This window comes from Wolbachia endosymbiont of Atemnus politus, from assembly GCF_013309895.1.
The window spans coordinates 1-10,286 of record NZ_JAAXCS010000041.1 but is presented as its reverse complement, the minus strand read 5'-3'; the positions used below and the strand labels follow the sequence as shown (position 1 = coordinate 10,286).

Sequence of the window (10,286 nt, the reverse complement as noted above, 5' to 3'; positions counted from 1 at the left end):
GCCACTGTAGAGCGGAACATTTGTTTTTCTATGAACCCAGATTTTAACCATTTGCTGAGAACATTCTTTTCTATTGGAATTGAGCTTTCTAACCAGCAATGGTCTATTTCATCGAAACACTTCTTAATATCCGCCTCTAGGATCCATTGCGATCTGTTGCGTCCCGCCAAAGTTTTGTGGATCTGGCTTATCGCATCAGCAGCTGAGCGGTGTTTCCTAAATCCATATGAGTGTATATCTCCTATTGTTTCTGCAACAGGATCAAGACTCATAAGATATAAGGCTTGCATCGCCCGATCCTTCATAGTGGGAATACTAAGAGGTCGCTTGCTGCCTGTGGGCTTAGGAATATAAATTCGTCTCAGAGGTTGAGAGCGATATCCTCGTTGCCTCAGGCTTGCAATTCCTTGAGATTTTGCTGAAGGGCTTTGCCACAACTGGTTGTCAACACCGGCTGTACATTTTCCTTTATTTGAAGTTACGCGTTTGACTGCTAATGCTTTAGCACTAAAACTACGTGTTAGGAGGCGTTGTAAAATTTTCACTTTATTCCATCTCCTACTTTTGTTGCCTGAACAATACGAGCTTGTAGCCTTCTGGTATTTTTCTTGCTCTGAAACCAGTTAATTTGATTCCAGTGTTCTGCCGTACCGAAAGGTGCACTTACAATTTTACCTGTAACCATCTGCTTTCCTCACTTAAAAGGTTTTACAAACAATCTTGTTCAAGATGACCGTAGTGGACGTCAGTTCTCTTTCGAGCCAGATAACGTTTAAACCTGTATCTCATCCATTACAGATGAGCATTCACTTTTTCCACACTCCCAATCCCGTATAGTCTTTCTCGCAATCAACCTTACTATATATCCAGAGATATACGGGGTTTCCGTGTTCCACCTATCAAACAACGAGCGGGTTAGGATTGATCTATACACCGGTGGTGTTTATGTTTGCGTATCAGATGCGTTCACTCCGATAACCTACCACATACCTTTTGGTCCAAGCCTGTCAGTGTCTTTGGCTTGTTCAATTTAACGATGCTTACGATCATTCACTTCTGTTATCCATACCGTTCACCCTAGCCCCCGTGCCAACTTGACACTTATAGCATCGTTCCTTCTTCACAGACCGAACTTCTCCTTTTCGAGCGGGTTCATTGTCCTAAACGCTTTGCATAAGACATTACTGTACTTATACAGTTTAGTAGGGTACGAGTGGCAAAACACTCGGTTTAGTCAGAGCTAAACAATTCAGTAGGCAATTTTCACGTCGCACGAATGTTAGGTCCAATTTTGGATCAGGAAATTTTGAAAATGCCACAGCTTAAATGCTTTAAAATATAATAATTATACAGTATTGCTCACAATTATCAACCTTATTTTTGAGTATTACAATTTTTAACTCAACAAAAAAAATCAGAGATTGATATAAGAAACATATACAGATCTGCCTCTCTGCGAATCTGTGTTTCTGCTTTCCTCAACCTGCTTTGCAAAAGACGTCTCTTGTTTCTGAAGCGGTTTAGCAATTTGGCGCATAGTGGCAGTAATTGAGGCTAAAAACGCTTTCAACAATGCACCTTAGGCTCCACCAACTGCTTCCCTGCCGCGAGTCTGTTTTTCATTATCGTCAGCAGTTTCTCCAGCTCTTCTTCTTGGATCCATCCTATTAGCAATGACTGAAAACAACACTCCCCTGATTGAAGACTTCATTCGTGCCTTTGTTCTTTGTATATCTTCATCACTTGCAACTTCATGGCCTTCCTTAGCGTTCATTAGCTCCTTTTGTTGCTGGATACCACTTAAGATCTCTTCCATCACTTGTTTCTTTCTCTTTTCCATAACTCTTTTCTTGGATTCTAATTTATCGCGAGAATGTTTTGTGGTTTCAAGTTCTGTATCAATATTTTTGGATGCTGACTGGCTATACAAAGTTTCTATGAGCCTATCTATACTTCGCTTTACTTGCATAGTCCTTTCAAAACTACCTAAGTTATCAATTCCTTCATCGATCTGGGTTAAGATGTTCTCAAAAGCTTTTAAATAGTCTTGAACTATGTCTTTCTGCTGCTCTTCTAGCTGGGTTTCATCTTTCAAATTCCTCTCTCTTCTGTCATCGTTATTTTCTTCTTCACTATTATTCCCCTCTTCAAAAAGATAATCATCGTTCATAATTTAATTAAAATTTGTACACAAAAAGATTAAATTAACGTTAATGAAAGGTGTTTTCAACTTCAGCACTGGCTAAAACTACAGTGAAACTTAAAAGCAGCGGGGTCGTAATATCCCTCGTATAGTTCAACCGAGCAATTGAGCCTTATCGTTGCCTTAGCATTAAAACTAATTTCATTATCGTTATTAGAGTTTAGCATAGCAGACTTAAGCAACAATTCATCAGAGAGTACAGAGTCTAAAATTCTATTAATTTTTATCGTAATGTATCTACTTCCTGCGCAATCAAGTACTTTTCTCCAGCCAAAAGAAGAAATGTCTCTTATCTCTTCTCTGTTATTACGCAAAGTAAGCCTTAAGTTCCGTTTATTATTTAGCACAATATAATTTTTATCATGATCTTTAACTTTTAGCTGTAATTTGCTCATTGTCCACTCCTTTTATAAAAATATCAAAATTAATTGTTGAATGTAAAATTTCATCATGCTGATCCATAGCACAATTACTCTTTAAAATAGTCTCACCTTTAATGCCCTTAAGCACCAAGTTGATATGCCTTATAATGGCAAACATACTGCCTATATGAAAAGTATATATATCACACACAAATCTTGCCTTTGTAGCAAAATTGGATAGCATATGCAGGTTGCTATAGTTCACTACGTGTAACTTCAGATACGGAATAGTGACCCTTTTAGGTAAGTAGTCATAAATGTTAATAACATGTTTCCTTAAATCAGAGTCTGCCTTTAATGCGGCATAAATGCTATTATACAACTCATTTATAACCTGAATTTTTTTCATAATTAACCTTTGTGAAGATAATGCCGGCAGTTTTAGATAAGAGGCTACAAAACAACTCGTAGTTAGCGAAATGGGGAGTATACCTCTTTTACTTCAATAACTATTCACTTCTGATTCGCGATTTTTATAGAGAGCAGAAACATGCTGCATAATACTTAGTTTTATCTGCTCGGGAACGTTGTCATAGCCAGCTTCGTACGCAACATCAACTTTTATTGCATTTAAATAACTAAAAATTTCAGCTTACTCTCCTACATCACTAAAATAATACTTAGGTGTCACCTTTTCTTGATCTCTAGATATCGCTGCAGTGGCAGATATTATTACTCTCACAGGACCATAGCTTAAATAGAGCCTACGAAGTATATAACCTTCACACGAAACTTGCCATTCGCCGTAGTCGGTAACCATAAAAATTAGATCTGAAATCAACTTATCATCTTGATCATTCTCAATGCGTAAAAAAATATAACTTCCTCTAAAATCACTGGAAAGGATTTGAGTTTAGATTTACGTTGTACACGTATTTTTGGCAAAGTGGACATATAAACCTCCCGTTTATTTATCTCGTATGCTGTAAATAAATTTCCAGTAAATTTCTTACATTAAGTTGATGGCATAAATGCTTTGTGCTACAAGTTCTTTATTGTCTGTTTCACTACATTAAGGAGAGAACGTACTAAAGCTGTTTCCCCCTTTTTATTGATAGAATTTGAACTTGCAGCTATTTTTGAGCAAATTGATATTTTGAGAATGAATATTGTTGAAGATGGTGTTTGCAAGCAAATTGCGAAATTTCTGTACACTATCATATGCGATGTTTTCAAGTTCATGCGCAAATTTGTCTAGAGCTACAGTTGTTATGTCGTCAATTTCTTCATTGAACTCTTCCAGCTTTTTTACCTTACTTTTAAAGTTTTTTTTAAAAGTCTTCATACCTATCCAACTTAATACATATTATAATTATAACGACAATAAAAAACTACCAAAGTAAAAAAATTATGCTACACCACGCTATTGAGTAAATGCTGTTCACACGCTGCTCTTCTCCTGTCATCCCAGTACTGGGATCTAATTTACTCTATAATGGCAGTCCTCCTCTCCTGTCATCCAAGTACTAGGCTTTTTTTGTATTTTTGAAGAGAGTCAATAATTAAAATCTGTGTGAGCTAATTTGTTTCTTTGTTGCCATAAAAATTCAATTCTTTCTTTAGTTAGTTATATTGTTGAAGAATGTTTCGCTTATTCGCGCGCGCTCCTTTTTCTTGTTTGAGTGTGGGTGATTTTTATTAATTTCTTGACTTGTATATATTAGAATATGTAATAATTAAACATAAGTTTTTATGGAGGTAACTGTATGTCTGGTTTAACAAAAGAACAACAGGAATTATATAATAATTTACAGGACGCAAGAAAAAATCGTGAGGATATCACTGAAGTCCTCACAAGAGCTTCGAAAGATGACTTACAAACAGTTCTTACTACTGCGAATATTCGTCAAGAGTTCCAAAATGGTTATAACCGTACTGAAACACCGCTTGGCTATAGGTTTTAATGATCAGGGGGAAAGAGCTAAAATTATTTTAGATGCGGCTGAAGAGGCGGGTATATTAAAATACATTCTTGCTGGTATAGGAAAAAATAACCGCGAAAAAGTAAAAGCTCTTTTTAAAAGAGATAGAGATAATGATATGCTGGACAAAATTTATAAGGTTGAAACTAGCATGGCAATTGATAAAGCAATGAAAACTGGTAGCATTTGTGGTGTTAGAGCTGCATTGGCGGTTGGTATTGGATGTGGTGTTGCCGATATAGGATTACCAATATTGGCTATAGTTGGCATAGCTTTAGCCGCTGCTGCTGTGTTAGTTGGATTTATTGCTTATGGTATTACGTATGTAGCATTAAAACCTAGTAATGAACTAGACAAAACTAACGTACAAGGACTAGAAGTACCTGTAGATATAGGTAACAGGCAAGATTTTTGAAAGACGAAATCGAATTAATATCAGGCTTGGCAGCACTTTTCTTATTACATGGTAAACCAAAACTTCTCAATTGGATTTAAATCCGGTGAGACCCCTCCTGTCATCCAAGTAGCCCCCAATCCAGTGACCAGACACTGGAGGAGGGTGTCATTCCAGTAGCCCCTCCTCCTGTCATCCCAGTGCTTGATACTGGGATCCAGAAAACTTAATTTTAACCAAATAATAAAGACTGTATCAAGTGCACATCTGTGCGAACGACAATATGATGGGAAAAAAACACTTTGTTGTTTGTCTTAGGGTCAGTTTTTCAAAAGTTTGCGCATCCACAATTCTGAGCCCCAGTAGCAGTTTTCCCGGCGTAGCAGCGAACTTTATCCACATATATGCAACATAGCTAAATAGCATAATGAATTGGACTATTTGATTTAGAATCAGTAATGTAATGAGCCTGCCCTGCATCGCCTTTTCTTCTGCAGACAGTGGCACTTGCATTTGATAATTTGCGGCAATTTGACTCAATATTTTACTACTTTCTGAGCTCATGAAGGTTGGTTTAAGGCTTAGCCACATAGATGCAATAATAAAACGATGATAATTAAATCAAACAATACTGATATATAGCGCCTGAGTCCCGTTACATAACATATTACATTTTCATTCTTTTTCACCTTTTGAATAGCATTCTTAGAATAGAGAATAGAAAATAAGCGATCAAAAAACCTATGTAACATATGCACTTTCTAACATTTGAGTGTCCCTGGCCGGACTTGAACCAGCATGCTTTTGCAAGAAGCAGATTTTGAGTCTGCCGTGTCTACCATTCCACCACAGGGGCCTGCTTTAGTGCTATAGGTCAAATTTTTTATCTTTCAAACAAGAACTAATTATTCTACAATAACCAATAGTTACTCTAAAAACTTAAAATAAATTAATTAGCTGATCTCATTAATTCAAGAGACGTAGACAAAGAAATATGCAAATTACCACATAACTTAGATGCCGAGCAAATGCTCATCGGCGCAATGATTCGCGATAATAGAATTTGCGATGCAGATGAAGATATAATTACAGCAGATAATTTCTATGACCCGCTGCATCAAATTATTTTTACGCAGATATCCAAGACCAGAAAACACGGCATAGTTGCCAATGAGCTGAGCCTCAAAATGTTTTTTTGAGAACGACGAAGCATTTACCAAGTGCGGTGGAGTTGAATATCTTGCAAAGCTTGCAGCGAAGGCAAGTATTGCGCTTGATATCTATAGCTTGACTAGAATTATCCGTGATACTTACTTAAGGAGATGCTTAATCAAGCTCGGGCAGGAGATAGTTGGTGATAGTTATAGCTATGACATCGAAAACCCTGCACATGAGCAGATTGAACAAGCAATGACCAAGTTGTTCAATTTAGCAGTTAAAAAGCAAGGCGAGAAGACGTATATAAAGCTTGCAAGATCAGTTAAAGATATAGTTGAAAAGATAAGCACGCTGAAAAAATAATCCAGAAGCGCTGGGCATTACAACCGGACTCCAAGACCTAAATCAGCTTCTTGGTGGTCTGTAGAAATCTGACCTATTAATTCTAGCTGCAAGGCCTTCTATGGGTAAAACAGCACTGGTACTGAACATTGCCTTTAATGCTTGTAAGGTATTGCAAAAAAGAGCAGATAAACAACATTATGTAGCGTTTTTCTCACTTGAAATGTCAGCGGAACAATTAGCAGCAAGATTGATCACTATAGATTCAGGAATTAGCTACTATAAGGCACTGACCGGAAGAATTAGTGATTTTGAATTGCACGAATTTATTAATGCCTGTGCAGGATTATCTGAATTACCTTTTGTTATAGATGACACTCCCGCACTGTCAATTAGTGCTCTCGGTACCAGAATACGTCTGCTATATCAACTATATAATGTAGAGGTGGTATTTATCGATTATCTGCAACTAATCAGAGGAACAACAAAAAGGAGTAATGAAAATAGAGTGCAAGAAATCTCGGAAGTGACGCAGGGTTTGAAAGCAATTGCAAAGGAACTAAATAATCCCATTGTTGCACTGTCGCATCTCTCCCGTTCTGTTGAGCAGAGAGACGACAAAAAACCACAGCTTGCTGATTTGCATGATTCAGGAAGCATAGAGCAGGATGCAGACATAGTAATATTCCTCTACAGAAAAGAATATTACGAACTGAGAAAGCAGCCAAGTGAAGGAAGCAATAAACATCGAGAATGGCAAGAGAAAATGGAAAAAATTAGAAACATTGCAGAGCTCATTATCGCAAAACAAAGAAACGGACCAATTTGCAGTGTAGAGCTATATTTTGACTTTAATCGAGGCGCATTCAAAGATTACACGGAGAGTTATAGTTTGCAGCCTTCAGCAATCCACGCTATAATTTACTAATTTATTAACAAAGTTGACATACCTTTTTATTTGTGCTACAATCTTAATACTAAATTAATTTTAGTGAGGTATATAATGAGTATATTTAATAAAACTAACGCACCTTATCTTGTGAGTGGTGCTTTGGCTATCGGAACTTTACTAGCATCAGGAGTGTTTGCTGCAGCTCCTTATATTGGTTTCTTTGCTCCCGTTGCAGCATTAAGTGTTGGCCTTCCATTTATTATTGGTGGTGCTGTATTTTCTGCTGTAGCTATTCCACTTTCATATGCTGCAATTAGTAAAAACAAAACAATTTCTGAGAAAGATGCTCAACTAGCTAAAGTGGTCAAGCAAATGAGATAGAAGGTAAAGATAAAATTATTTCTGAGAAAGAAGCTATAGTACAGGATCAAAAGCAAACCATTTCTGAGTTAGAAGCTAAGATACAAGCTCAAGAACAAACAATTTCTGGGCAAAATGACCAGCTGACTAAAAAAGAAGCGGAAGTAAAAGCTAAAGAGGAAGAAATTTCTAAGCAGAAAATTGAAATTAATAAAAAAAAATGAAGAGATTAATAATCCAAAAGAAGAAAAAGCATTTGCATCTCTAAACGAAGCGTACAGTAGTGGACGTGTTCCTGGTATTGTTAAGCGTGGCTTAACAGATGTTTATTATCCACCAATTGAGTCAGCAAAAGGGACAATTAGTAGTGTTGGAGATAAATTTAAAAATGCTTATGATATTATGTCATCAGCTGAGTCAGCACGTAATTGGATTCCTAGTTTAAAAGCAGCAGGCTGGATAGCATTAGGAGCAGGAGTAACCGGATGTTCAGCATATATTGCTGCGAATAGAGGATTTACTGTTGCCGACAACTCATCTATTGCAGTAGGTAATTTTACTAATAGTACTAAAAGTGGTGCAGCAATCTCAAACTTATCGTCTACTTGTCCAAGACTTACTATGCAAAGTCAGATTGATTAGTATAGCAAAACACTAGCTGATGCTGAAGAGTTTGCCAAAATAATTTTGGTATGTCTGAAGAAGATAACACAAATAATAAAAACGAGTCTCAGAGTGTGGTGGGTAGAATACTCTCTGTTCCTCGCAATTTATTGGTTAACATAAGTAACTTTATTAGTGGTGCGAATAAGAGTGCTAACGATGAGCCTCAATGGTATAAGAATTTACGTAAATCAGAAACTATGGATGGTGGTGTTCTTCCAACTATGTTTAATGAAGAGAGTAACAACACAATTGGTGCTAATGATCCTGCACCGAATTGTAAGGTAACCAGAGGTAGTAACAAGCATACGGCAAAAAATGAAACATCAACCCCTTGATCTATAAATGAATATTAAGTAGAGACAAACCTAAGTAATGTAAATTTGTGCTGTGCTTTGCCTACAGTTAGTATGAGTAACTAGTCTCGTTTATAAGAGGGAAAGTTATTTCTCCACTTTAACATCAAACCTAAAAAAAACCGGCGTATGTTTAGGTAGTGTAGTGCCTGAACTTACGCATGCATTGTACAAAGATTTTGAATCACGCTTTTCCCTTGGAATTTACAATTGATTCAGTATCATTTCTGCTGACCTTGGGACGATTGGCTGCAATAAAATGCCAATTATTCTGATATATTCTAGTAATTTGTAGATAACTAAATTCATACGCACTCTATCGGTTTTACTCAATGTCCAGGGTGCACTTTTGTCTATCTAAGCATTGGTTTCTAAAGAAATATTGATAATTATAGAAGTATAACCTGGTTAAACTCGTACTTTGATAGATGATCCGTCGCTTTATCGAGTATAGCTTTGCAATTGGGCAGGCCTTCCTCGCCTTTAAGTAGGCTTTGATCAACTGTTGGTACAATTCCCGAGCATTGTTTGTGTAAAAATGAAATTGTTCTTTGCACTAAATTGCCTATATTGTTTGCCAGTTCTGAATTTATTCGGCTGATCATATTTTTCTTGCTAAAGTTGCCATCCTGGCCGAAGCTTGCTTCTCGGAGGAGAAAATAGCGTAACTGATCAACGCCAAACTCCTCAGCCAGGCCAATTGGATCTATGACATTGCCAAGAGACTTGGATATTTTTTTCCCTCGCTGAGCCACTAACCATGAACCGCAATTTGCTTTGGCAGCGGCAAATCTGCTGCAAGGAGAATCGCCGGCCAATATACGGCGTGAAAGCGCAATATGTCTTTACCGATTACATGAACGTTGGAAGAGCTGTCGTTTGCCCAAAACCTATTATATTCTTCACCTTCAGTACCAGGAAAGCCTACTGACGTGAGGTAATTAGTGAGTGCATCAATCCAGACATAGATTGCGTGTTTGTCATTGGCTGGCACTTTTATTCCCCAATTTAAACTAGTGCGAGAAATTGAAAGGTCAGTGAGGCCTGATTTTACAAATGATACCACCTAATTTTTTTTTGCTCTCAGGAAAGATGAAATTTGACTGGTTTTCATATAACCCTAGTAATTTATTTTGCCAATTTGACAAACGAAAAAAGTAGCTCTCTTCTTTTATACACTGAACTTCCGCGCCTGTTGGTGCTTTGCCATCTATCACCTCCGACTTCTAGTAAAACGTTTCATCACGAACTGAATACCAACCTGAATAATAATCCAGATATATTTCTCCTCTCTCTTCAAGCCCATTCCACAAAGCTACCACCGCTTTCTTGTGACGTTATTCCGTGGATAAAATCATCATATTGGAAGTTCATGAACTCAGCTAATTCCCTAAACGAAACGCTCACTTCATCCGTAAATACTTTCGGCTGCATACCCTTTGCTTTAGCCGCTTTTTCGATTTTTTTCTATGCTCGTTTGTGCCGCTAGTAAATTTGACTTTTTTTCCAGCAAGTCTCATGAACCTTGCCACCACGTCGCATAAAAGAGAAGTATATGCATGACCGATGTGTGG

The 10,286-nt window shown here is 37.2% G+C and carries 12 protein-coding genes, 1 tRNA gene and 3 pseudogenes; 6 read left to right on the top strand and 10 right to left on the bottom strand.

The features are described 5' to 3' along the window. From HET73_RS09425 to HET73_RS03790, 7 genes are all read right to left on the bottom strand, one after another. Positions 1–545 (bottom strand): reverse transcriptase domain-containing protein (locus tag HET73_RS09425; protein WP_343033078.1); only part of this gene is annotated, 545 nt, incomplete at its 3' end. Further along, positions 542–685: a hypothetical protein gene (locus HET73_RS08095; RefSeq protein ID WP_246210004.1), complete on the bottom strand. Its 144-nt coding sequence runs from the start codon at positions 683–685 to the stop codon at positions 542–544. The genes HET73_RS09425 and HET73_RS08095, both read right to left, overlap by 4 nt. An 894-nt stretch (positions 686–1,579) precedes the next feature. Next, positions 1,580–2,170 (bottom strand): hypothetical protein, encoded by a 591-nt coding sequence (locus HET73_RS03810; RefSeq protein ID WP_246210002.1) that lies wholly within the window; start codon positions 2,168–2,170, stop codon positions 1,580–1,582. Positions 2,171–2,232: 62 nt separating this feature from the next. Beyond that, positions 2,233–2,598, bottom strand: a complete 366-nt coding sequence (locus tag HET73_RS03805) for a hypothetical protein (protein WP_246210000.1) — start codon at positions 2,596–2,598, stop codon at positions 2,233–2,235. Then, on the bottom strand, positions 2,573–2,974 hold the full coding sequence (locus HET73_RS03800) for a DUF3168 domain-containing protein (protein ID WP_174133385.1): 402 nt from the start codon (positions 2,972–2,974) through the stop codon (positions 2,573–2,575). Before HET73_RS03800 ends, HET73_RS03805 begins: the two co-directional genes overlap by 26 nt. Before the next feature lie 243 nt (positions 2,975–3,217). Further along, positions 3,218–3,406 carry a hypothetical protein gene (locus HET73_RS08090; protein ID WP_246209990.1) on the bottom strand — a complete coding sequence of 63 codons (189 nt, stop codon included), beginning with the start codon at positions 3,404–3,406 and terminating at the stop codon, positions 3,218–3,220. A gap of 267 nt (positions 3,407–3,673) precedes the next feature. Continuing rightward, on the bottom strand, positions 3,674–3,910 hold the full coding sequence (locus HET73_RS03790; protein WP_246209988.1) for a hypothetical protein: 237 nt from the start codon (positions 3,908–3,910) through the stop codon (positions 3,674–3,676). 421 nt (positions 3,911–4,331) lie between these two features. Here HET73_RS03790 and HET73_RS03785 point away from each other — a divergent pair, with 421 nt between their 5' ends. Both HET73_RS03785 and HET73_RS03780 read left to right on the top strand, forming a co-directional pair. Further along, positions 4,332–4,529 (top strand): hypothetical protein, encoded by a 198-nt coding sequence (locus HET73_RS03785; RefSeq protein WP_174134043.1) that lies wholly within the window; start codon positions 4,332–4,334, stop codon positions 4,527–4,529. Further along, positions 4,486–4,962, top strand: a complete 477-nt coding sequence (locus HET73_RS03780; RefSeq protein WP_174134042.1) for a hypothetical protein — start codon at positions 4,486–4,488, stop codon at positions 4,960–4,962. Before HET73_RS03785 ends, HET73_RS03780 begins: the two co-directional genes overlap by 44 nt. A gap of 243 nt (positions 4,963–5,205) precedes the next feature. Here HET73_RS03780 and HET73_RS03775 read toward each other — a convergent pair. Both HET73_RS03775 and HET73_RS03770 read right to left on the bottom strand, forming a co-directional pair. Continuing rightward, a pseudogene (locus HET73_RS03775) lies at positions 5,206–5,693 on the bottom strand (RDD family protein); the annotation flags it as partial. A 21-nt stretch (positions 5,694–5,714) separates the two neighbouring features. After that, positions 5,715–5,797, bottom strand: a tRNA-Leu gene (locus HET73_RS03770). Positions 5,798–5,906: 109 nt separating this feature from the next. On the opposite strand from HET73_RS03770, the pseudogene HET73_RS03765 reads away from it, so the two are divergent. The 4 genes and pseudogenes from HET73_RS03765 to HET73_RS03750 all read left to right on the top strand — a co-directional run bounded on the left by HET73_RS03765 (position 5,907) and on the right by HET73_RS03750 (position 8,694). Then, positions 5,907–7,369 (top strand): annotated as a pseudogene (locus HET73_RS03765) (replicative DNA helicase). A gap of 75 nt (positions 7,370–7,444) precedes the next feature. Then, positions 7,445–7,714, top strand: coding sequence for a hypothetical protein (locus tag HET73_RS03760; RefSeq protein WP_174132904.1), 270 nt, complete (start codon positions 7,445–7,447; stop codon positions 7,712–7,714). A 180-nt stretch (positions 7,715–7,894) separates the two neighbouring features. Beyond that, a complete protein-coding gene (locus HET73_RS03755; RefSeq protein WP_174134041.1) occupies positions 7,895–8,335 on the top strand; it encodes a hypothetical protein in 441 nt (146 codons plus the stop codon). Between the two features lie 50 nt (positions 8,336–8,385). Further along, positions 8,386–8,694: a hypothetical protein gene (locus tag HET73_RS03750; RefSeq protein WP_174134040.1), complete on the top strand. Its 309-nt coding sequence runs from the start codon at positions 8,386–8,388 to the stop codon at positions 8,692–8,694. A gap of 105 nt (positions 8,695–8,799) precedes the next feature. Here the strand turns inward: HET73_RS03750 and metG are convergent. Continuing rightward, positions 8,800–10,286, bottom strand: a pseudogene (gene metG / locus HET73_RS09030) (methionine--tRNA ligase); the annotation flags it as partial.

Excerpts from the sequence above, each read along its gene's own strand:
- HET73_RS03800 (WP_174133385.1), bottom strand. The coding sequence starts at position 2,974 with ATGAAAAAAATTCAGGTTATAAATGAGTTGTATAATAGCATTTATGCC.
- HET73_RS03780 (WP_174134042.1), top strand. The coding sequence starts at position 4,486 with ATGGTTATAACCGTACTGAAACACCGCTTGGCTATAGGTTTTAATGAT.
- HET73_RS03810 (WP_246210002.1), bottom strand. The coding sequence starts at position 2,170 with ATGAACGATGATTATCTTTTTGAAGAGGGGAATAATAGTGAAGAAGAA.
- HET73_RS03750 (WP_174134040.1), top strand. The coding sequence starts at position 8,386 with ATGTCTGAAGAAGATAACACAAATAATAAAAACGAGTCTCAGAGTGTG.
- HET73_RS03805 (WP_246210000.1), bottom strand. The coding sequence starts at position 2,598 with ATGAGCAAATTACAGCTAAAAGTTAAAGATCATGATAAAAATTATATT.
- HET73_RS03790 (WP_246209988.1), bottom strand. The coding sequence starts at position 3,910 with ATGAAGACTTTTAAAAAAAACTTTAAAAGTAAGGTAAAAAAGCTGGAA.
- HET73_RS03760 (WP_174132904.1), top strand. The coding sequence starts at position 7,445 with ATGAGTATATTTAATAAAACTAACGCACCTTATCTTGTGAGTGGTGCT.
- HET73_RS03785 (WP_174134043.1), top strand. The coding sequence starts at position 4,332 with ATGTCTGGTTTAACAAAAGAACAACAGGAATTATATAATAATTTACAG.
- HET73_RS08095 (WP_246210004.1), bottom strand. The coding sequence starts at position 685 with ATGGTTACAGGTAAAATTGTAAGTGCACCTTTCGGTACGGCAGAACAC.